The sequence below is a fragment of the Bradyrhizobium diazoefficiens genome, assembly GCF_016612535.1.
GTDB lineage: Bacteria > Pseudomonadota > Alphaproteobacteria > Rhizobiales > Xanthobacteraceae > Bradyrhizobium > Bradyrhizobium diazoefficiens_C.
This window is the reverse complement of record NZ_JAENXS010000001.1, coordinates 3,098,401-3,118,796: the sequence shown is the minus strand read 5'-3', so window position 1 is coordinate 3,118,796 and position 20,396 is coordinate 3,098,401. Positions and strand designations below refer to the sequence as shown.

The 20,396-nt window shown below is 64.6% G+C and carries 19 protein-coding genes; 11 read left to right on the top strand and 8 right to left on the bottom strand.

Annotation, left to right across the window (positions count from 1 at the left end):
• Nucleotides 1-84: 84 nt before the first annotated feature.
• Nucleotides 85-531 (top strand): GNAT family N-acetyltransferase, encoded by a 447-nt coding sequence (locus JJE66_RS14765; RefSeq protein ID WP_200514958.1) that lies wholly within the window; start codon nucleotides 85-87, stop codon nucleotides 529-531.
• Nucleotides 532-598: 67 nt separating this feature from the next.
• Nucleotides 599-880 carry a hypothetical protein gene (locus tag JJE66_RS14760; protein ID WP_200514957.1) on the top strand — a complete coding sequence of 94 codons (282 nt, stop codon included), beginning with the start codon at nucleotides 599-601 and terminating at the stop codon, nucleotides 878-880.
• A gap of 17 nt (nucleotides 881-897) precedes the next feature.
• Here JJE66_RS14760 and JJE66_RS14755 read toward each other — a convergent pair whose 3' ends face one another.
• Entirely contained in the window at nucleotides 898-2,724 is a 1,827-nt protein-coding gene (locus JJE66_RS14755; protein WP_200514956.1) for an ABC transporter ATP-binding protein/permease, read from the bottom strand.
• Nucleotides 2,725-2,926: 202 nt separating this feature from the next.
• Here JJE66_RS14755 and rpmE point away from each other — a divergent pair, with 202 nt between their 5' ends.
• Nucleotides 2,927-3,154, top strand: coding sequence for a 50S ribosomal protein L31 (rpmE, locus tag JJE66_RS14750; RefSeq protein WP_027530154.1), 228 nt, complete (start codon nucleotides 2,927-2,929; stop codon nucleotides 3,152-3,154).
• A 395-nt stretch (nucleotides 3,155-3,549) separates the two neighbouring features.
• Complete coding sequence (locus JJE66_RS14745) at nucleotides 3,550-4,521, top strand: IS110 family transposase (protein WP_200513218.1); 972 nt, start codon at nucleotides 3,550-3,552, stop codon at nucleotides 4,519-4,521.
• A 209-nt stretch (nucleotides 4,522-4,730) separates the two neighbouring features.
• Here JJE66_RS14745 and JJE66_RS14740 read toward each other — a convergent pair whose 3' ends face one another.
• The gene (locus JJE66_RS14740) at nucleotides 4,731-5,240 is read right to left on the bottom strand and encodes a DUF1465 family protein (protein ID WP_200514955.1); all 510 of its coding nucleotides are present in this window, start codon (nucleotides 5,238-5,240) and stop codon (nucleotides 4,731-4,733) included.
• 501 nt (nucleotides 5,241-5,741) lie between these two features.
• Nucleotides 5,742-5,933 carry a DUF1192 domain-containing protein gene (locus JJE66_RS14735; RefSeq protein ID WP_200514954.1) on the bottom strand — a complete coding sequence of 64 codons (192 nt, stop codon included), beginning with the start codon at nucleotides 5,931-5,933 and terminating at the stop codon, nucleotides 5,742-5,744.
• 120 nt (nucleotides 5,934-6,053) lie between these two features.
• On the opposite strand from JJE66_RS14735, the gene JJE66_RS14730 reads away from it, so the two are divergent.
• Nucleotides 6,054-7,052: an NAD(P)H-quinone oxidoreductase gene (locus JJE66_RS14730; RefSeq protein WP_200514953.1), complete on the top strand. Its 999-nt coding sequence runs from the start codon at nucleotides 6,054-6,056 to the stop codon at nucleotides 7,050-7,052.
• Nucleotides 7,053-7,217: 165 nt separating this feature from the next.
• Nucleotides 7,218-10,094, top strand: a complete 2,877-nt coding sequence (locus JJE66_RS14725) for an EAL domain-containing protein (RefSeq protein WP_200514952.1) — start codon at nucleotides 7,218-7,220, stop codon at nucleotides 10,092-10,094.
• A gap of 48 nt (nucleotides 10,095-10,142) precedes the next feature.
• Here JJE66_RS14725 and JJE66_RS14720 read toward each other — a convergent pair whose 3' ends face one another.
• On the bottom strand, nucleotides 10,143-10,403 hold the full coding sequence (locus JJE66_RS14720) for a hypothetical protein (protein WP_200514951.1): 261 nt from the start codon (nucleotides 10,401-10,403) through the stop codon (nucleotides 10,143-10,145).
• A 145-nt stretch (nucleotides 10,404-10,548) separates the two neighbouring features.
• On the opposite strand from JJE66_RS14720, the gene JJE66_RS14715 reads away from it, so the two are divergent.
• A complete protein-coding gene (locus JJE66_RS14715) occupies nucleotides 10,549-12,045 on the top strand; it encodes a diguanylate cyclase (RefSeq protein ID WP_200514950.1) in 1,497 nt (498 codons plus the stop codon).
• Nucleotides 12,046-12,058: 13 nt separating this feature from the next.
• Here the strand turns inward: JJE66_RS14715 and JJE66_RS14710 are convergent, their stop codons facing one another.
• A complete protein-coding gene (locus JJE66_RS14710) occupies nucleotides 12,059-12,934 on the bottom strand; it encodes a UTP--glucose-1-phosphate uridylyltransferase (RefSeq protein WP_200514949.1) in 876 nt (291 codons plus the stop codon).
• Nucleotides 12,935-13,185: 251 nt separating this feature from the next.
• Here JJE66_RS14710 and JJE66_RS14705 point away from each other — a divergent pair, with 251 nt between their 5' ends.
• Together JJE66_RS14705 and JJE66_RS14700 are read left to right on the top strand one after the other, a co-directional pair.
• Entirely contained in the window at nucleotides 13,186-14,535 is a 1,350-nt protein-coding gene (locus tag JJE66_RS14705; RefSeq protein ID WP_246756189.1) for a lytic murein transglycosylase, read from the top strand.
• Nucleotides 14,536-14,675: 140 nt separating this feature from the next.
• Nucleotides 14,676-16,379, top strand: coding sequence for an SGNH family hydrolase (locus JJE66_RS14700; protein ID WP_200514947.1), 1,704 nt, complete (start codon nucleotides 14,676-14,678; stop codon nucleotides 16,377-16,379).
• A gap of 121 nt (nucleotides 16,380-16,500) precedes the next feature.
• On the opposite strand, the gene JJE66_RS14695 is transcribed toward JJE66_RS14700, so the two are convergent.
• Both JJE66_RS14695 and JJE66_RS14690 read right to left on the bottom strand, forming a co-directional pair.
• Nucleotides 16,501-16,875 (bottom strand): CsbD family protein, encoded by a 375-nt coding sequence (locus tag JJE66_RS14695; RefSeq protein ID WP_200514946.1) that lies wholly within the window; start codon nucleotides 16,873-16,875, stop codon nucleotides 16,501-16,503.
• Nucleotides 16,876-16,953: 78 nt separating this feature from the next.
• Nucleotides 16,954-17,691 (bottom strand): SDR family NAD(P)-dependent oxidoreductase, encoded by a 738-nt coding sequence (locus JJE66_RS14690; protein WP_200514945.1) that lies wholly within the window; start codon nucleotides 17,689-17,691, stop codon nucleotides 16,954-16,956.
• 100 nt (nucleotides 17,692-17,791) lie between these two features.
• On the opposite strand from JJE66_RS14690, the gene JJE66_RS14685 reads away from it, so the two are divergent.
• Both JJE66_RS14685 and JJE66_RS14680 read left to right on the top strand, forming a co-directional pair.
• Complete coding sequence (locus tag JJE66_RS14685) at nucleotides 17,792-18,571, top strand: SDR family NAD(P)-dependent oxidoreductase (RefSeq protein ID WP_200514944.1); 780 nt, start codon at nucleotides 17,792-17,794, stop codon at nucleotides 18,569-18,571.
• A 204-nt stretch (nucleotides 18,572-18,775) separates the two neighbouring features.
• On the top strand, nucleotides 18,776-19,663 hold the full coding sequence (locus JJE66_RS14680) for a TauD/TfdA family dioxygenase (RefSeq protein WP_200514943.1): 888 nt from the start codon (nucleotides 18,776-18,778) through the stop codon (nucleotides 19,661-19,663).
• Between the two features lie 59 nt (nucleotides 19,664-19,722).
• Here JJE66_RS14680 and JJE66_RS14675 read toward each other — a convergent pair whose 3' ends face one another.
• Nucleotides 19,723-20,367: a YqgE/AlgH family protein gene (locus JJE66_RS14675; protein ID WP_200514942.1), complete on the bottom strand. Its 645-nt coding sequence runs from the start codon at nucleotides 20,365-20,367 to the stop codon at nucleotides 19,723-19,725.
• Nucleotides 20,368-20,396: the final 29 nt, after the last annotated feature.

Genomic DNA, 20,396 nt, shown 5'->3' with positions numbered 1-20,396 from the left:
TCCCGGCCATCCACGATCTTCGGTCCACGGGGATAGAAAGGCGTGGATGCCCGGGACAAGCCCGGGCATGACGACCTTCGCTAAATGAGCGCGCTCCGCCTGCGCCCTTACCGTCCCGAGGACGAGGCTGCTTCCATCGACCTCTGGCATCGCACCTGGCAGCAGGCCTATCCACAGATCGATTTCGCCGCGCGGGTGGAGTGGTGGCGCGAGCGCTGGCGCAAGGATCTGGTGCCGAAGGCTGCGATCGTGGTGGCCGAACAGGACGGCGCGCTGACCGGCTTCGTCACCATCGACGGCGACGGCTATCTCGACCAGCTCGTGGTCGATCCCAGCCACTGGGGCTCGGACGCGGCAAGGCTTTTGGTCGACGAAGCCAAGCGCCTGTCACCATCGGGCGTCACGCTACTCGTCAACAAGGACAACAGCCGCGCCATCCGCTTCTACGAGCGCAACGGCTTTGCCCATGAGGGCGAGGACGTGAACCCGACGTCGGGACGGCCAGTGCTGAAGATGATTTGGCGGCCGTGACTGAAGTCACGGAGAGGCCCGACGCGGTTTGCTAGTGTCGCAACCAGCAAGCAGATGGAGAGGATCGATGCGGCTGAGCGATCTGGCCAAGGGATCTTCGGTCTTTCTCGGCGTCATCGTCGCCGGATACGTGTCGACGATCTACGTCGACCAGCATCTCGCGCCGCCGCCCCAGGCGGCGAGTAAGACACCAAGTGAGACGACGGGTTCGCCTGTGCCGACCAGCACCCCTGCGCCGACAGACAGCCCGGCTCCGGCCAACGGCGGGTCGGCCTGTATCGGTGAGGGCGGCAGCTGGAAGAACTGGCCGTGGCCGAATGTGCCGATGGGCTCGCCGAGGTGCAAGTGAGCGAATGAAACAGGGCCTCACGCCCCCTCGAACTGCAACCTGGCCAGCCTCGCATAAAGCCCGTTCGCCGCGACCAGCTGGGCATGCGTGCCCTGCTCGACGATCTTGCCCTGGTCCATCACCAGGATGCGATCGCAGGACAGCACGGTGGCGAGACGGTGCGCGATCACCAGCGTGGTGCGGTGGCTCATCAACTCTTCCAGCGCGGTCTGCACCAGCGTCTCGCTTTCGGCGTCGAGGGCGGAGGTCGCTTCATCGAGCAGGAGGAGCGGCGCATCGCGCAGGATGGCGCGCGCGATCGCGATGCGCTGGCGCTGGCCGCCGGAGAGCATCACGCCGCGCTCGCCGAGCGGGGTCTCGAAGCCGTCGGGCAGACGGCGGATGAATTCGGCGGCATGCGCGAGCTCGGCCGCACGCTCGACCTCGGCATCACCAGCATCGGGCCGGCCGAAGCGGATGTTCTCGCGCGCGCTTGCCGCGAACACGTTCGATTCCTGCGGCACCAGCGCGATGCGCGCGCGGAAATCGCGCGGATCGGCGGACTTCACCGGTACGCCGTCGAGCGAGATCGCGCCGGCCTTCGGATCGTAGAAGCGCAGCAGCAGATGGAAGATGGTGCTCTTGCCGGCACCGGACGGGCCGACGATCGCAACCTTCTCGCCGGGCCGCACCGTGAACGATACGGCGTCGAGCACGTTGACATCGGGCCGCGCCGGATAGGCGAAGCTGACGTGATCGAAGCCGACCTCACCGCGCCCCGGCACCGGCAGCGCGCGCGGCGACGCCGGCGCTCTGATGTCGGGCTGCACGTGCAAAATCTCGAACAGGCGTTCGGCGGCACCGGACGCGGCCGAAACCTCGCCCCAGACCTCGCTGAGCTGGCCGAGGCCTCCCGCCGCGAAGGCCGCATAGAGCACGAACTGGCCGAGCCGGCCCGGCGTGATCGCGCCGGTCAGCACGTCATGCGAGCCGATCCAGAGAATGCCGACCACGCTTGCGAACACGATGAAGATGACGATGGCGGTGAGAACCGCGCGTGCCTGCGTGGACGTGCGAGCCGCGTTGTAGGCCTGCTCGACCTCGCCACCGAAGCGCTTCGCCGCCAGCCCTTCGCTGGTATAGGCCTGCACGGTACGGATCGCGCCGACCAGCTCGCCGGCATAGGCGGACGCGTCCGCGAGCGTGTCCTGCGCATTGCGCGACAGACGCCGCACCCAGCGCCCGAAGGCGACCAGCGGCAGCACGATCAGGGGGATCGCAAGCAGCACGAAGCCGGAGAGGCGCGGGCTGGTGATCACCATCATCGCCGCCGCGCCGAAGAACATCATCAGATTGCGCAGCGCGATCGAAACGGAGGCGCCGACCGCGGATTTGATTTGCGTCGTGTCGGCCGTGAGCCGCGACACCAATTCGCCGCTGCGCGCGGAATCGAAGAAGGCCGGCGACAGCGACAGCAGATGCGCAAACACGTCGCGCCTGAGATCGGCGACGATGCGCTCGCCGATGGTCATCACGAGGTAGTAGCGCGACGCACTCGCGAGTGCGAGCACGGCGACCACCGCGATCATCACCGAGAAGTAGCTGTTGATCAGCGCGATGCCTTCCGGCGTCAGGCCGAAATCGATCATCCGGCGCACCGCAACCGGCACCAGCAGCGTGGTCAGCGCCGCAACCGTCAGCGCGACGAAGGCGAGCGCCGCCCGGCCGCGATAGCGAGCCACGTAAGGCGCGAGCGCCATCAGCGGCCGCAGCTTGGCACGGCCTTTCGCCGGCTGCTCGATCAGTTCGACTTCGATCGACGGGGCCTCAGCGGGCCCGGTTTCAAGCCGTTCTACTGCGCTCATTGGAATCCGACCAAAAGAGAGACGTTGGCTCCACATAGGCTCCGGCAGGGAGCGAGGCAAATCCGGGATGTCCCTTAGGGGACGGCCCGGTTCTGCTGTGCCCACAATGGCTTGTTTTAAAGGAGCCTGTGGGGTATAGACCCCGCCAAATCCGTCATTCGATAGCCACTCGAGCAAGGCGCCGGGCGCCCTAGGAATTGCCATGAAAGCCGAAATTCATCCGGATTATCATACGATTAAGGTCGTGATGACCGACGGAACCGAGTACCTGACCCGCTCCACCTGGGGCAAGGAAGGCGACACGCTGAACCTCGACATCGACCCGAAGTCGCACCCGGCCTGGACCGGCGGCAACGCCCAGCTGATGGATCGCGGCGGCCGCGTCTCGCGCTTCCAGAAGAAGTTTTCGGGCTTCCTCAAAAAGGATTGATCGGGCCCCTCAAGGCTGGACACGAAAAACGCCCCTGGCAGGACCGGGGGCGTTTTTGTTTGGGGTGGGTCGTCGACAAGGGCCGAGAATTCGTAGGGTGGGCAAAGCGTAGCGTGCCCACCAACTTTTATCGTGATCCTGTAAGAGAGATGGTGGGCACGGCGCTGCGCGCCTTTGCCCACCCTTGTATTGGCGGGCCGGGCTATGATGGGCTGGTTCCGTGAGGAATGGCCCAGCCCGGGTGGCCACCCGGGCTGGGCCGCCGATCGATCGGATCGATGCCCACCGAAGCCCCTGAGAGCTGCGTTTCGTAGCAAGATCGCGGTCGGCACTTCATCGGGACCCGCATGGTTGAACGAACTTCAGGTTCGCATCACAAGGGAGGGTCGAGGAAGATGGCCAAACGTAACACGATCTGTGCCGGAATCGATACTAGCAAAGACAAGCTCGACGTGGCGCTCGATGGCAGTTCGGAGGAGCTGCAGGTCAAGAACACGGCGGAAGGTCACCAGGAGTTGGTGGAGTGGCTGAAGCGCCACAAGGTCAAGAGGGTTGGGATCGAGGCGAGCGGTGGTTATGAGCAGGCGGCGGTTGCCGAACTGCGACGCAAGCGGTTTGTCGTCATCGTATTTCAGCCGATCCAGGTCCGTGCCTATGCCACGTTCCATTTGCAACGGGCCAAGAACGACAAGATCGATGCTGCGTTGATTGCGGCCTGCACCGCCGCGGTCAAGAACATCCATCCCGCTCCAGACCCCCGGCTGCAGCCCTTTGCCGTGCATCTGACGATGATCGACCAGATCAAGGAGGACATCGCAAAGCTCAAAAATCGGCTGGAGAGCTGCCGTGACGAGCGTATCCAGAAGTTCTGGAAGGAGCAGATTGCTCTGTTGGCCAAGCACAGACGAGCCGAGTTCAAGGCCTTGGTGGCAGCGATCCGCAAGCATCGCGATCTCGCCGCACGTCTCGATCTGATCTACAGCGTTGGCGGCAGCGGCTTGCCGACCGCGGTTGCCATCTTGATCAGGATGCCCGAGATCGGTCGGATCACCCGCGAGCAAGCCGCAGCCCTCACCGGACTTGCGCCTTACGATGACGACAGCGGCAAGCATATCGGCGCCCGTCGAATTGACGGCGGACGCCAGCGCTTGCGTCAGGCACTCTACACCGCAGCTCTTCCGGCCTCCTTCCGCTGGAACCCGCAGCTCATGGCCCTGTACAGCCGGCTGATCGCCGCCGGCAAGGGCCACAAGCGCGCGCTCGTCGCCTGTGCCAGAAAGCTGATCGTCATCATCAACGCCGTCGTCGCCCGCGGAACACCGTGGGTCGCTGAACCGCCCAAAACCGTGAGTGTGTCCGTCACCTGATCGCGTTTCTTGGTTCGACCAGGCGACCGTTTCTTCGTCCCGACCTGCCGTCAAGACGACGCCGCGCACCGCGGCCGTCAAGGATGGCCGTCGCGCGCGTCTCACCTCACATCAACTGCCGCCAGGCCACGCCTTGACGGCCGCGGCGCGCGGCGTCAGCCTCAAGGCTATCGGGACGCCATACTTAATGGTTGCTACGGCACCTGCGCTTACCGCTCGAATGCCGCCTTCAGGGCGTTGAGCTGCGGCACCAGCGGGTTGCCGATCGCGATGTGGTCGGCCGGCGGAGTGTGGATGGTGGTGTCGAGCCGGCGCACGCGGGTCTGCAGGCTCATCGAACGATGGATCAGGTCCTGGAGCTGCGTCGGCAACTTCTCGATGGTGTCGGCGGCACCGGGATCGGCCGCGGAGAGCTTGACCTTGGTCTTCTCGCGGTTGGCCTGGACCAGCGTCATCTCGCCTTCCTTCACCGCGCGGTGCAGCAGGAGCCACGAGGCGAGCTGCATCAGGCGGGTGGTGAGGCGCATGCTCTCGGTCGCGTAAGTCAAGCTGACGGCGCGGTCGAGCGCCTTGGCCTCGTTGCGGCCGTCGCCGTCGAGATAGGCGGCGGTCTGTTCGACCAGATCCATGCCCTCGCGGAACAGGGCACCGAATGCTGCAGAATTGGTGAACCGCTCGCTGAGTTGAACGAGAGCGCCGTCGGCTTGCAAACGTTCCATGGTTAACGCCCCTTACGCAACTGTTTACCCACCCGGCTTTGCACCGGCTTATGATAAACAAATCATTGCGCGGGCGAACCGCGGAGTCCAGCGACAAGCGCGGATATGGTTTCCGCGGGTCTTTCCTCGGAATTCAACCAACGTGAGAGGAAAAAAAAAGAGCCGCCGGAAGACCGGCGGCTTTGAAAGTTGATAACAGGGAGGCGTCAAACAGAGTGGACAGGAGCCACTCGGTGTCCAAACGAGGACAGTTCCAGTCATAAACCCGAAAGCTTAATCGGGAGTAAACGAACGAATTTTTTGAGGGTTCGTTAGCCATGTCGGTCAGTGGCTCAGTGGTCTCATCGCGGGCTCCTCTCTACCGTCGCCCCGGCGAAGGCCGGGGCCCATAACCACAGAGAGGAAACGTCGCCCGAACCGGTAACCCCGAGTCTTCGCCAAACCACTTTCTGTGGGTATGGGTCCCGGCCTTCGCCGGGACGACAGCGGAGGGTGCAGCGACTACGTCTTGAAGATACTGTTCGCCGCATCGCGCGAGGTGCGCTTCTTGGTGGCGGCTTCTTCCAGCCTTGCGATCTCGGTCTTGAGCAATGCGACCCGCTCGGTCAGTTCCTCGACCGACAACAGTGCGAGCTCCTGTCCGATCTCATGGCTGATCTTCTTGCGCGGGCGGTCGTCGTCTTCCATCGGCATCGTCATTCCTCCGATCAGGTCCGCCAGGCGGTTAAACGAAGTTGAAGCGGTTGCCAGCGCCGGGCGCTCTGGCTAATCAACTGGCTCACTCGATCCTGCCCTCGTCTTCAAGGACAAATCATGGAAAAGCTGCCCGCGCAAATGACCGTGGTCGCCATCTCCAAGCCCGGTGGGCCGGAGGTCCTGCTGCCGGAACAGCGCACCGTGCCGCAGCCCGGTCCCGACGAAATTTTGGTCAAGGTGCAGGCCGCCGGCGTCAACCGGCCCGACGTGGCGCAGCGCTCCGGCGCCTATCCGCCGCCGCCCGGCGCCAGCGACCTGCCGGGGCTCGAGATATCAGGCGAAGTGGTCGCGGTCGGCAGCAACGCCAAGAAGCACAAGATCGGTGACATCGTGATGTCGCTGGTCGCCGGTGGCGGCTACGCGCAATATTGCATCGCCCAGGACGCCCAGGCCATGAGCGTGCCGCCGGCGCTGTCGATCAAGGAAGCCGGCGCACTGCCGGAAACCCTGATGACGGTCTGGCACAATGTGTTCGAGCGTGGCGGGCTGAAGGCCGGCGAGACGCTGCTGATCCATGGCGGGTCCTCCGGCATCGGCACGATGGCGATCCAGCTCGCGAAGGCGTTCGGCGCAAAAGTGTTCGTCACCGTCGGCTCGCAGGACAAGATCGATGCCTGCCTCAAGCTGGGCGCCGACCGCGCCATCAATTACAAGACCGAAGACTTCGTCGCCGTGGTCAAGGAAGAGACCAACAAGGTCGGCGTCAATCTGATCCTCGACATGGTCGCCGGCGACTATGTCGACCGCAACTATGATGCTGCCGCGGTCGACGGCCGTATCGTGCAGATCGCAACCCTCAACGGCCCGAAGGTCAGCGTCAACATCGCCAAGGTGATGGTGAAGCGGTTGACGCATACCGGTTCGACCTTGCGCCCCCGTAGTAATGCGGACAAGGCGGCGATGGTGGCTGCGATCGAAGCCAAAGTGATGCCGCTTTTGCGCGAGGGCCGCGTCAAACCGCTGATGGACAGCGCTTTCCCGCTCGAAAGGGCATCCGACGCACACCGGCGCATGGAGACCTCCGCACATATTGGCAAAATTGTGTTGGAGGTCTAGGCCGGTGGCCCGCTGGGCAAGGCGGAAACCCTTTGATTTTCCTCGCTTTCGTGGCATCTATCGCGACGCGCCGAACCAATTCCGTCCGGTCTGAAATCGCCCTTACGTGCCAGCCTTACGTTCAGCCTTGCACACCAAGTTTGCGTCGAACGCGGAGAACTGACCTTGCGTCTGATCAGGTGCCTCGCGCCCATTGCGCTGGGCCTCATGATTCTTGTCGCCGCGTCGCCTGCACGCGCGCTCGACGCTGTCAGCGTTCGCGGTGACGCGCCCGCAATCGACCTCACCGGCGTGCTCGAGCATCAGCGCAGCGACGCCGACCGCATCCAGGTCTCCACCGCGCCCGGAACCGACGGCATCGTCCGCCGCATCGAGGTGCGCGCCCGCGAGGGCGGCCAGAACTGGGTGGTGTTCGCGCTCGCCAACAACACCGACGACCAGCTCGACCGCCTGATCGTCGCCCCGCATTATCGCATCGTCTCCTCCGGGCTGTTGTGGCCCGACCTCGGGCTATCGCGCATCGCCACCATCACGCCCTCGACCGGCGACCGGCCGGAACGGCAGGACAGCCCGACCGCCGACGTCTTCCGCGTCACGCTCGACCCCGGCGCCGTCATCACCTTCGTCGCGGAACTGCGCACCGATAAGTTACCGCAGCTCTATCTGTGGGAACCGGACGCCTACAAGGACAAGGTCAACTCCTTCACCCTGTACCAAGGCATCGTGATCGGCATCTCCGGGCTTCTGGCGCTCGTTCTTACCATTCTGTTCGTGGTGAAGGGCAGCATCATGTTCCCGGCGGCCGCGGCGCTGGCCTGGGCGGTGCTGGTCTATATCGGCGTCGATTTCGGCTTCTGGGGCAAGGTGCTCGACATGTCGAACAACGCCGAGCGCATCTGGCGCGCGGCGGGCGAAGCGATTCTGGCGGCGACGCTGCTGGTGTTCCTGTTCGCCTATCTCAACCTCAGTCGATGGCATGTGCGCTACTCCCATATTACCGTGGGCTGGCTCGCCTTCCTGGGCTCGCTGGTGGCGCTCGCTCTGTTCGACCCGGCCGTGGCCTCCGGCATCGCCCGCATCTCGCTGGTGCTGATCGCCTTCGCCGGCTTCGCGCTGATCGTTTATCTCTCCACCCACGGCTTCGACCGCGCGGTGCTGTTGATCCCGACCTGGTTCCTGCTCGTGGTCTGGGTGGTCGCGGCCGGCATGACGGTGGCGGGCTCCGTCACCAACGACATCGTCGGCCCTGCGCTGCTCGGCGGCCTTGTGCTGATCGTGATGCTGATCGGCTTCACGGTCATGCAGCACGCCTTCGCCGGCGGCGGCGCCACCACCGGCGTCGTCTCCGACATTGAGCGGCGCGCCCTGGCGCTGGCCGGTTCCGGCGATTTGATCTGGGACTGGGACGTCTCCGCCGACAAGGTTTTCACCAGCCCCGAGACCGAAGCCCTGCTCGGCCTCAAGCGCGGCGCGCTGGAGGGCCCGGCCGCCTCCTGGCTCGAAGTGCTGCATCCGCTCGACCAGGACCGCTTCCGCGCAGCTCTCGACAGCGTGCTCGACCAGCGCCGCGGCAGGCTGGTGCAGGATTTCCGCCTGCGTACCCCGGATGGTCATTTCATGTGGTTCGCGCTGAAGGCGCGGCCGGTGGTCGGCTCCGACGGCGAGGTCTCGCGCGTGGTCGGCACGCTCACCGACGTCACCGAACTCCGCAACGCCGAGGAGCGCCTGCTGCACGATTCCGTGCATGACAACCTCACCGGCCTGCCCAACCGCAAGCTGTTCATGGACCGGCTAGGCGCGGTCGCGCATTTCGCCAAGACCATGCCGACGCTGCGACCGACGCTGATGGTGATCGACCTCGACCGCTTCAAGCAGGTCAACGATTCCGTCGGCATCGCGGTCGGCGATTCCATCCTGCTGACGCTCGCCCGCCGCCTCACCCGCATCCTGAAGCCGCAGGACACGCTGGCGCGGCTCGCCGGCGACCAGTTCGGCCTGATCCTGCTGTCGGAGCAGGATCCCGCGCGCATCACCGCCTTTGCGGAAACCATCCGCAAGACCATCCGCGCGCCGATCGCCTTCAACGACCGCGAGATTTTTCTCACCGCCTCGATCGGTCTCGCCCTGTCTGATCCGCAGACCCAACTGACGGACGAGATCATCAAGGACGCCGAGCTTGCGATGTATCATTCCAAGCGCATCGGCGGCGACCGCATCGACGTCTACAAGCCGGCGATGCGCGCGCGCAAGACCGACCGCCTGACGCTGGAAAGCGAGCTGCGCCGCGCCATCGAGCGCCAGGAGCTCACCATCCTCTACCAGCCGATCGTGCGGCTGGAGGATCGCTCGGTCGCCGGTTTCGAAGCGCTGGTGCGCTGGGATCATCCGAAGCTCGGGCGCATGGCGCCGTCGGAATTCATCACCATCGCGGAAGAGACCGGTCTGATCATCGACCTCGGCATGTTCGTGCTCGACCAGACCGCCAAGCAGCTCTCGATCTGGCAGCGCGCGATGCGCTCACGCGAGCCGATCTTCGCATCCGTCAACGTCTCCTCGCGACAGTTGCTGCGCCACGACCTGATCCACGACATCCGCACGGTGCTGTCGCGCTCCTCGGTGGCGCGCGGCACGCTGAAGCTGGAATTGACGGAATCGCTGGTGATGGAGAATCCGGAGCACGCAGCGCAAATGCTGACGCGGATCCGCGAGCTCGGCACCGGACTGTCGCTCGACGATTTCGGCACCGGCCATTCCTCGCTCGCCTATCTCCAGCGCTTCCCGTTCGACACCATCAAGATCGACCAGTCGTTCGTCCGCACCACCAATCGCGGCACCCGGCCGGTGATCCTGAAGTCGATCATCGCGCTCGCACACGATCTCGGCATGGACGTGGTGGCGGAAGGCGCGGAGACCGATTCCGACGCGGTCGAGCTCTACCAGCTCGGCTGCGAATACGCGCAAGGCTTTGCCTTCGGCGAGCCGATGGACGCCGATGCCGCGATGCGGCTGCTGACGGAAGTGCGGCTGGAAGCGGCGAGCTAGCCTCTATCTTCCTTCTCCCCTTGTGGAAGAAGGAAGACCGGCGCGCCCTTACCTCTTCGTCGGTTTCAGCTTCGTGAACCGCACCGTCTGGCCGTCCGGCATCCGCATCGCCTTGAAGCCCGCGGCGAGGCAGGCTTCCCGCTGCGGCATCTGGATGTCGGGGCTGCGCAGGCTGTCCCACCATGAGGCACGGTTCGCCGCCCGCGGCAGCGCCGCGCCGATGATTTCCTCGATCTGTTCAAAGCTCAGCACGAATTCCGTCTGCTTCTGCCGCATCAGGTAATCGCGCAACGCATCGTAGTCGTTCACAGCCGTCCTCAACTCCTGGTCCATGCCGCGACCCGTTCAATCGCACCAGACGCGGAAACCGCTTCTTAACTGATTGCCGCACCGGCGTCCCGGCTTAAACACTACGCAAGATTTCGGGCGCATCCACTAGTGTCGGGAGTAATCGATGCTGTCTGGATGGCGCGAAACCTCGGCCCGGCGGCCGTGGCGGATTTCCGCGAAGCTGCTGATCATCTCGTCCGTCGTGACGGTGATCGGCTTTTCCGCCGTTTGCGTCAACGTCATGCTCGACATGCGCCACGGCGAGGAGGCGCTCGCCCGCCAGACGCTGGAAAACCTGGCCACGTCCATCGACGCCGACATCAGCCGCAATATCGAGATCTACGACCTTTCCCTGAAGGCGGTCGTCAACAACATGCTGCTGCCCGAGATCGCCACGGTCTCGACGCCCGTCCGTCACCTCATCCTGTTCGATCATGCGACCACGGCGCGGCATTTCGGCGCCATCCAGGTGTTCGATGCCGACGGCAGGCTGACCATCGACGCCTCCACGCTCGATCCGCAGCCGGAGAACCGCGCCGACGAGGACTATTTCAGGATTCATCGCGACAACCCCGACGCCGGATTGTTCATCAGCCGCCCAATGCTATTCCGCGGCGCCTATTCGATCGTGCTGAGCCGGCGCATCAGCGACACCGATGGCGGCTTCATGGGGGTGGTCGCCGGCTCGATCCGCTTCAGCTATTTCCACGAACTGTTCGAGCGGCTGAACCTCGATGCCGAGGACACCATCACCGTGCTGAAGCGCGACCGCACCATCATGATGCGGCGGCCCTTCGATCTCGACGTCATCGGCAAGAACCTCGGCGAACGGCCGGACTGGAAGTCCGACAATCTCAAGGTGGGCGGCGCGTTTGCCGGCCAGGGACCGATCGACGGCACGTCGCGGCTCTATGTCCGCAGCAGCGGGACCAATCCGCTGTTCGTGGTGGCCGGAAAGCCGCTCGGCTCCGTCTACGCGCTGTGGCAGAAGGAGGCGCTTCGCATCGGCGCCGTGGTGCTGATGCTCTCTTTGTTCGTGCTGGGATCGGCGATCGTGCTTGCCCGCGAAATCAGCCGGCGCGCGGATGCCGAACGCAAGCTCGAGGAGATGGCAACGACCGACGCGCTCACGGGCTTGCGCAACCGCCGCAAGTTCGACCAGGCGATCGACATCGAATGGCGCCGCGCCATGCGCCAGAAGACGCAGGTCGCGCTCTTGATGATCGATGCCGATCACTTCAAGTCGTACAACGACACGTTCGGCCACCAGGCCGGCGACCAGGTGCTGGTCGGCATTGCCATCTGCATCTCCGATTCGGTGCGCCGCGCCGGCGACTGCGCCGCACGCTATGGCGGCGAGGAGTTCGCCGTGCTGCTGCCGGACACGTCCGCCGCCGATGCCTTCAAGATCGCCGAATTGATCCGCGGCAAGGTGCAGGGCTGGTCCGACGGCGGGGCGGGATCGACCGTCTCCTGCGGCATCGCCAGCCTCGCGCCCAGCGCCGGCATGGACTGGGCCATCCTGGTCGCCGCCGCCGACAAGGCGCTCTACGCCGCAAAGGCCGGCGGCCGCAACCAGTCGGTGGTGGCGAGCCTGCCGCAGCTGTCGCTGGTGGCTTAAAGGGCGGCGAGCCCTACTGCCCGAGATACTTCTTCATCTCCGCGATCAGCCCTTCGCGCAGCTCGGGCCGCTTCAGCGCGTAGGCGATGTTGGCGCGGAGGAAGCCGGGCTTGGAGCCGCAATCATGGCGCTCGCCCTCGAACTCGACGCCGTAGAATTTTTGCGACTTGGCGAGGCCGATCATGGCGTCGGTGAGCTGGATCTCGCCGCCGGCGCCGCGCTCCTGGGTCTCCAGGATCTTGAATATCTCCGGCTGGAGAATGTAGCGGCCGGTGATCGAGAGGTTGGAGGGCGCGGTACCCTTGGCCGGCTTCTCGATCATGCCGTCGACCTCGAACATCTTGCCGGTGCGCTTTCCCACGCCGCAGATGCCGTATTGGTGGGTGAGATGATCGGGCACCGCCTCGACCGCGATCAGGTTGGATTTCTCGCCGAGCGAGGACGCGGTCTCGATCATCTGCTTCAGGCAGCCGGGCGAATTGAGCACGAGCTCGTCGGGCAGCACCACCGCGAACGGCTCGTTGCCGACGATGTCGCGCGCGCACCAGACCGCATGGCCGAGGCCGAGCGGCGCCTGCTGGCGGGTGAAGCTGACGGCGCCGGCTTCCGGCTGGTTCTGCGCCAAAACGTCCTGCTCGGCCTTCTTGCCGCGCGCAGCTAGCGTCGCGTCGAGCTCGTACATCCGGTCGAAATGATCTTCGATGACATTTTTGTTGCGGCCGGTGACGAAGATGAAGTGCTCGATGCCGGCCTCCCTCGCCTCGTCATAGACGTACTGGATCAACGGCTTGTCGACGATGGTGAGCATTTCCTTGGGCATCGCCTTGGTGGCGGGCAAGACGCGGGTGCCGAGGCCGGCGACGGGGAATACAGCTTTGCGGATTTTCATGTGATTGATCGAATACCTTGGGGCGCACGTGAAGAAGCAATGGCATCTTGCTAGCCGTTTTGCAGCCGGTAACAAAGGCGGATGTAGGGCTTCCTCTCACCGAATTTGCGAAAAAGGTGACCAACGAAATTTCACGTTTGTTAAGATATTGGCAACCGTAACGAGGCCTCCTGATGGCGGATTTTCGGCCGGGCAGGTGGGACATGAGACAATCGGTGACAGCGGTAACGTTATCTTTGACCGGCGCAACAATGCTTGCGGCCGCCCTGCTGTTCCCTGTGTCCGCGCAGGCCCAGGGACAACAAGGGCAAAACGGCCTGTCGAACCTGTTCGGCGGTATTTTCTCCGGCCCGAACCCGGCGCCCTCGCAAGGAGCGCCCGGCCCCGGCGGCGCTCAGACGGGAGTTCTGCCTTGGAGCGGCGAAGACGGGGCCTCCGGCCATCCGCTGATGACCGCCGCCGCAATCCGCGAGGCGGCCGGCAATTTCGACAATTGCGTCGCCGGCATGTGGCCTGATGCCGCACGCCGCCACATCACGCAGGAGAATTTCCAGCGCTTCACCGCGGGCCTTTCGCCCGATCTGCGCATCATGGACCTGATGGATTCGCAGCCCGAATTCACCAAATCGATCTGGGACTATCTCGACATCCTCGTCAACGACAACCGGCTCGCCAAGGGCAAGGAGGTCCTCGCCAAATACAAGGCGCAGTTCGACGCCACCGAAAAAGCCTATGGCGTCGACCGCTACATCATCGCCGCAATCTGGGGCATCGAGTCCAATTATTCGACGCAGATGGGCGACCGCAGCGTGCTGCAATCGACCGCGACGCTCGCCTGCGTCGGCCGCCGCCAGACCTATTTCAAGGACGAATTCCTCTCGGCGCTGGAGATCGTGAACCGCGGCGATCTCAGGCCTGAGCAGATGCGCGGCTCCTGGGCCGGCGCGTTCGGCCCGACCCAGTTCATGCCGACCGCGTTCAAGCGCTTCGCCGTCGACGGCGACGGCGATGGCCGGCGCGACGTCGTCGACAATGCCAGCGACCTGATTGCGTCGACTGCCAACAATCTGAAGAAGGACGGCTGGCAGAGCGGCCAGACCTGGGGCTACGAGGTCGTGGTGCCGCAGGGCTTCAATTACATGTTGGCCGACCGCGCCAGGACGATGACGATCGCGCAGTGGGAAAAGCTCGGACTGAAGCGCGCAACCAACCAGCCCTTCCCGCATCCGGCGGAAAAGGCCTATCTGTTGGCGCCCGCCGGCGCGCAGGGACCGGGCTTCCTGATGCTCGGGAATTTCCGCGTCATCATGAAATACAATCCGGCGGAGGCCTATGCGATGGCGATCGGTCATTTCGCCGACCGCCTGCGCGGCGGCCAGCCCTTCGTGCAGCCATGGCCGCGGCAGGAACGGGAATTGTCGAGGGGTGAGCGGCTGGAACTCCAGCAACTGCTGGCCCAGCGCGGCTTTTACAAGGGCACCCCGGACGGCCAGTTCGGCGGCCAGACCCGGGACGCGCTGCGCAACTTTCAGGCCTCGATCGGGGTCCCCGCCGACGGATTTGCCTCCTCCGACGCGCTGGAGCGGCTGCGCGGGCGGTAAAATCGCGCCGAAAGTAACCCTGACCGGGGATTTGCCCGGTGTAGAGGGCAAGAATCTGCAACAGAATTTGCCCGTTTAGCGCCCGATTCCGCTATTATATCGGACGACTTCCAGACCCCGTTGCGCGCGCCCGAGATCGCATGTCGAAGCATAAGTCCCTGTTCAAGGCGCTGACCGAGACCGGCCCGTTGATCGCGCTGGGGACGGCGCTTGCGATCCTGGTCTCGATCGCGGGGCCCGCCTCGGCGCAGTTCTTCAACTTCCCCGGCTTCGGCGGCCCGCCGCAACGTCAAGCCCCGCCACAACGCGGCGGCCGCGAAGGTGGCTGGTTCGGCGGCGACTTCTTCGCACCGTTCCAGCAGCAACAGCAGCAAGCGCCGCGACAGGATTTTTCGCGCGCGCCTTCGCCGGCCAAGCGCGACACCATCCCCGACAAGAACGTGCTGGTGATCGGCGACGCCATGGCCGACTGGCTCGCCTATGGTCTGGAAGACGCCTACACCGAGCAGCCCGACATGGGCGTGATCCGCAAGCACAGGACCACCTCAGGCCTGATCAAGTACCAGCCGAAGGGCGAGCCCGCGGACTGGGCGGCGGCCGCGAAGGGCATTCTGGAGACCGAGAAGCCTGACGTCATCGTCGTCATGCTCGGCCTCAACGACCGCATCGCGATCCGCGAGCCCGTCGCCGACAAGTCAGACAAGCCGGCGGATAAAGACAAGAAGACCGACAAGGGCGCGCGCGCCAGGCCGCAAGGAAAAGGTGACGCCAAGCCCGGCGACGCCAAGCCGGATACCGCCGCCAAGCCGGACGACAAACCCGCCGACACCGACTTGCCGCAGGACGACGCCGACAACGCCGATACACCTGCGGCTGCGCCCGAGAAGGCCGCGCGTAATCCAAATGGTCTCTACGAATTCCGCGACGACCGCTGGGTCGAGCTCTACAGCAAGAAGATCGAGGAGCTCGCCAACATCCTCAAATCCAGGGGCGTGCCGGTGCTCTGGGTCGGCCTGCCGGCGATCCGCGGACAGAAGGGCACCGCGGACATGCTGTTCCTGGATTCGCTCTATCGCGAGGGCGCGGCCAAGGCCGGCATCACTTATGTCGACGTCTGGGACGGCTTTGTCGACGAAGCCGGCCGCTTCCTGCAGAAGGGTCCGGATTTCGAAGGCCAGATCCGCCAGCTGCGCAGCTATGACGGCGTCTACTTCACAAAGCCGGGCGCGCGAAAACTCGCGCATTATGTCGAGCGCGAGATCACGCGCCTGCTGGCGGGACGCTCCGGCCCGATCGCGCTGCCGAGCGAACCGGGGACGCCGGACACCAGCGCCGAGCCCGGCAAGCCGGCGCCGCGCCCACTCGCCGGCCCGATCGTGCCGCTGGTCGCGGCTTCGATCTCGACCGATCAATTGCTGGGTGGACCGGGCACGCGCCCCGCCGCCGTCGATGCGCTCGCCGCCAGGACGCTGGTGAAGGGCGAGCCTCTGGCGGCGCCCGCAGGCCGTGCCGACGATTACGCCTGGCCGCGCCGTGAAGTCGGCCGCGAACAGGCCAAGGGCGATACGCCGATGGCGACGACGACGCCTGACGGTGGTGCTGCGGCTCCCGGCACGCACGGTGCTGCCGCTGCTATCGTGCCGCCGAAGCCGCTCGCGCCGAAGAAACCAACGCCGCCGCAGCAGCCGGCACAGGCGACGCCGTCATTGCGCGATTTCTTCGGCTTCGGCTCGCCGCAGCCAGCGCCGCGTCAACTGGCGCCGCCGCCGCGCAACCTGAATCCGAACCCTGCGATTCCGCGGCCGCCGGGCAATGTCGGGCGTTCGGCGGAAGTGGTGCGGTAGTCGTTGCTCTGAATTAAGGTGTCATTCCGGGGCGCACGGAGCGCGAGCCCGGAATCTATCAATGTCGAGAAATGGAGTCCGGGCTCGCGCCAAGAGTCGCGCCCCGGAATGACAGGCGGAGCTAGCCGTAATAGCGCCAGCGCGGCGGCGGGCGACGTGCGGGGCGCGACATCAACAGCGCGAGCGCAAAGCCGATGCCGCCGGCAACCAGCAACGCACCGAGCGGATTGTCCTGCACCTTCTGCGAAATGGCCTCCGTGCCACCGCGAAGTGTGTCGCCGCTGTTCTCGTAGGCGTCCTTGGCGTAGCTCGCGGCGGTATCCGTGGCGTCACGCACGGCATCCTTGGCCTGGCCGTAAAGATTCTGCACAGAGCCCGCAGCTTCACGCGTCTTACCCGACGCCTGCGTCTGCGCATCGCCTGCGAGATCACCGACGGCGCCTTCCGCCCGTCCAGTGAATTCCTTGGCCGATCCGACGATCCGATCCTTGTCCATGATGCTCCTCCTCGGGGGTCTGCCGAAGTAACCGATCAGGAGCAGCGCAGTTCCAATGCTGCTGAGAGAATGAGCCTGTCAGAGAATGAGCCCGCCATCGACGACCAGCGTCTGGCCGATGATGTAGGACGACAGCGGCGAGGCCAGGAACAGCGCCGCGCCGGCCATGTCGGCCGGCGTGCCCAATCGGCGCAGTGGAATCCGTGACAAGGCACCTTCGAGCCGCTTGGGATTGTCGGTCGTCACCTTCGTCATCTTGGTGTCGACGAGACCGGGCGCAATGCCGTTGACGCGGATGCCGTCCCCGGCCCAGGCCTCGCCCAAGGTCCGCGTCAATCCGACCGCGCCGGTCTTCGACGCATTGTAGGCAGGATTGCCCATGGTGGAATGATAGGCCGCGGTCGAGGACACCATGATCAGCGCGCCCCTGGAATCCCGCAACATGTAATGAAACCGCGTCGCGCACGCCATCAGGCTCATCAGATTGACTTCCACGACCTTGCGGAAGCCAGCCATCTCGAACTCGCCGCGACGATAGAGCACCGCGCCCTGCGCCAGCACCAGGATGTCGAGCCGGTGGAACGACGGCTTGAACGCTTCGATCGCGTTCGTATTGCTGACGTCGAGCTGCGCGTAAGCAAGTCCGGTGAGATCGGACCCCTCCTCCGCAGAATAGTCCGTAGGTCGAGCACGCGTGCCGCAAACCGCAACTTGCGCGCCTCTGGCGCGAAAGGCCTGCGCGATGCCGTTACCGATACCGCTGGAACCACCGACGACCAGCACCTGCTTGCCAGAGAAATCGAGCTCGTTCGCCATCGCCGCCTCCCCTTTTGTCTTGCTTGTTTGACCTGTCTGCGGATCGATGCCAGCCTTGTCAATCTCATAACAAGAAGCAAGAGACCGAGAGGAAACAGCATTGTCCGAATTCAAACAGCTCAGCCGCTCCGTAAAGGGCCTGACCGTTCTCGTCACAGGCGCGGCGAGCGGCATGGGCCGCGCGACTGCGCGGGTGTTCGCGACTGAAGGCGCCAACGTCGCCGTCACTGACTATGACGAGCAAGGCGCGCATGCGGTCGCCAAGGAGATCGCGGCAAGCGGCGGAACGGCAAAGGCGTGGAAGCTGGATGTCGCCGACGGCAGCGAGATTAAGCGCGTGGTCCATGATGTCGCGGCGCATTTCGGCGGGCTCGATGCCGTCGTCAACAATGCCGGCATTTCCGTGCGGGTCGCGATCGATGATGAGGCTTATGAAGACGCCTGGGCCAAGGGCATCGCGGTGATGCTGACGGCGCACCCGCGCATCATTCGCGCCGCGCTGCCGTATCTACGCAAGTCGAAGAGCCCGCGCATCGTCAACATTGCTTCAACCGAGGCGCTCGGCGCCACCGCTTTGCACAGCGCCTATTCGGCGGCCAAGGGTGGCGTCGCCAGCCTCACCCGCTCGCTCGCCGTCGAACTCGGCCGTGAGGGCATCACCGTCAACTGCATCTGTCCGGGCCCGATCCGCACCGCGATCACTGACCGGATCTCGGAGGAGCACAAGACCATTTACGCCAAGCGCCGCACCGCACTCGGCCGTTACGGCGATCCGGAAGAAGTCGCGCATATGACGCTGAGCCTGTGCCTGCCGGCGTCCTCCTTCCTCACCGGTGCCGTGATCCCGGTCGATGGCGGCCTGATGGCGCGCAACGCGTGAGAGGCGTCGAAGGCGGAGTAGCCCGGATGGAGCGAAGCGCAATCCGGGAAGGTCTTTCTGCGGGATGAGAACCCCGGATTTCGCTGCGCTCCATCCGGGCCACGGGGGAGCTATGCGCGCCGAGCGTTGACAACGGCCAATGCGGGAGTAGCTTTTTCTTCAACAGAGCGGGACCAACCGCTCGCGGTCCGCGGGAGAAATGCCATGACGATCGCCATCCGGCAGCTTCAGAAACATTTTGTCGGCGAAGTTTCGGGCCTCGATTTGCGCAAGCCGCTCACCGAGAGCGAGGCGCGCGAGGTTGAAGCGGCCATGGACAAATATGCGGTGCTGGTTTTCCACGACCAGGACATCACCGACGAGCAGCAGATGGGCTTCGCGCTGAATTTCGGCCAGCGCGAGGATGCCCGTGGCGGCACTGTCACCAAGGCGCAGGACTACCGGCTCCAGTCTGGCCTCAACGACGTCTCCAATCTCGGCAAGGACGGCAAGCCGCTGGCGAAGGACAGCCGCACGCATCTGTTCAATCTCGGCAATTGCCTGTGGCACTCCGACAGCTCGTTCCGCCCCATCCCCGCAAAATTCTCGCTGTTGTCGGCGCGCGTGGTGAATCCGAAGGGCGGCAATACCGAGTTCGCCGACATGCGCGCGGCCTATGACGCGCTCGACGACGAGACCAAGGCCGAGATCGACGACCTCGTCTGCGAACACTCGCTGATGTATTCGCGAGGATCGCTCGGCTTCACCGAATACACCGACGACGAGAAGGCAATGTTCAAGCCGGTGCTGCAGCGGCTGGTGCGGACGCACCCCGTGCATCGCCGCAAGTCGCTCTATCTCTCATCCCACGCCGGCAAAATCGTCGGCATGAGCATGCCGGAGGGACGGCTGTTGCTGCGCGATCTCAACGAGCACGCGACGCAGAACGAATTCGTCTACGTCCACAAATGGAAGCTGCATGATCTCGTGATGTGGGACAATCGCCAGACCATGCACCGCGTCCGCCGCTACGACCAGTCCCAGCCCCGCGACATGCGCCGCGCCACAGTGGCGGGGACAGAGGCGACGGTGCAACAGCAGGCGGCGGAGTAGGTCATCGTCGTCCCGGCCTTCGCCGGAACGACACCAGAGGTGTGCGACAGCGGAGCGAACTACGCGTGCCCGGCCTCGTTCGAGAGCATGCCGGGGTCGATGCCGATCTTGCGCAAGGCGCGGCCGTATTTCTCGTCGACGTCGTCGCCGAAGATCAAATCCGCATCCGCGTCGCAATGCAGCCAGCCATTGCTCTGGATCTCGGTCTCGAGCTGGCCCGGCGCCCAGCCGGCGTAACCGAGTGCGAGGATGGCGTGCTTGGGCCCGGAGCCGTTGGCGATCGCGCGCAGGATGTCGACGGTTGCAGTGAGGCAGACGCCGTCGTCGATCCGCAGTGTCGCGTTCTCAATGTAAAAATCGCTGGAATGCAGCACGAAGCCGCGGCCGGTATCGACCGGGCCGCCACGCAGCACCTTCATGCTTTCGGCATTTTCGGGCAGCTTGATGTGCTCGCCCTTCTTGACGATGCCGAGCTGCTCCAAAAGCTCGGGAAAGTCGATGCTACCGGCCGGGTGATTGACGATGATGCCCATCGCGCCTTCGGCGGAATGGGCACAGAGATAGATCACCGAGCGCTCGAAGCGCTCGTCGCCCATGACGGGCATCGCGATCAACAGCCGGCCGTCGAGATAACTGGCCGAACTGGGAAGCGCGGGGCTCGCCCTGCGGGTGCTTTCGCCCGTCCTCTTGCCTGTGGGAGCCATCGGTGAAGCACTCCGGTTTCAATTCCTAT

What these genes read in the sequence shown, in the direction of transcription:
- JJE66_RS14765 (WP_200514958.1), top strand. Translation starts at nt 85, where the DNA reads ATGAGCGCGCTCCGCCTGCGCCCTTACCGTCCCGAGGACGAGGCTGCT.
- JJE66_RS14760 (WP_200514957.1), top strand. Translation starts at nt 599, where the DNA reads ATGCGGCTGAGCGATCTGGCCAAGGGATCTTCGGTCTTTCTCGGCGTC.
- JJE66_RS14755 (WP_200514956.1), bottom strand. Translation starts at nt 2,724, where the DNA reads ATGAGCGCAGTAGAACGGCTTGAAACCGGGCCCGCTGAGGCCCCGTCG.
- rpmE (WP_027530154.1), top strand. Translation starts at nt 2,927, where the DNA reads ATGAAAGCCGAAATTCATCCGGATTATCATACGATTAAGGTCGTGATG.
- JJE66_RS14745 (WP_200513218.1), top strand. Translation starts at nt 3,550, where the DNA reads ATGGCCAAACGTAACACGATCTGTGCCGGAATCGATACTAGCAAAGAC.
- JJE66_RS14740 (WP_200514955.1), bottom strand. Translation starts at nt 5,240, where the DNA reads ATGGAACGTTTGCAAGCCGACGGCGCTCTCGTTCAACTCAGCGAGCGG.
- JJE66_RS14735 (WP_200514954.1), bottom strand. Translation starts at nt 5,933, where the DNA reads ATGCCGATGGAAGACGACGACCGCCCGCGCAAGAAGATCAGCCATGAG.
- JJE66_RS14730 (WP_200514953.1), top strand. Translation starts at nt 6,054, where the DNA reads ATGGAAAAGCTGCCCGCGCAAATGACCGTGGTCGCCATCTCCAAGCCC.
- JJE66_RS14715 (WP_200514950.1), top strand. Translation starts at nt 10,549, where the DNA reads ATGCTGTCTGGATGGCGCGAAACCTCGGCCCGGCGGCCGTGGCGGATT.
- JJE66_RS14710 (WP_200514949.1), bottom strand. Translation starts at nt 12,934, where the DNA reads ATGAAAATCCGCAAAGCTGTATTCCCCGTCGCCGGCCTCGGCACCCGC.
- JJE66_RS14705 (WP_246756189.1), top strand. Translation starts at nt 13,186, where the DNA reads ATGCTTGCGGCCGCCCTGCTGTTCCCTGTGTCCGCGCAGGCCCAGGGA.
- JJE66_RS14700 (WP_200514947.1), top strand. Translation starts at nt 14,676, where the DNA reads ATGTCGAAGCATAAGTCCCTGTTCAAGGCGCTGACCGAGACCGGCCCG.
- JJE66_RS14695 (WP_200514946.1), bottom strand. Translation starts at nt 16,875, where the DNA reads ATGGACAAGGATCGGATCGTCGGATCGGCCAAGGAATTCACTGGACGG.
- JJE66_RS14690 (WP_200514945.1), bottom strand. Translation starts at nt 17,691, where the DNA reads ATGGCGAACGAGCTCGATTTCTCTGGCAAGCAGGTGCTGGTCGTCGGT.
- JJE66_RS14680 (WP_200514943.1), top strand. Translation starts at nt 18,776, where the DNA reads ATGACGATCGCCATCCGGCAGCTTCAGAAACATTTTGTCGGCGAAGTT.
- JJE66_RS14675 (WP_200514942.1), bottom strand. Translation starts at nt 20,367, where the DNA reads ATGGCTCCCACAGGCAAGAGGACGGGCGAAAGCACCCGCAGGGCGAGC.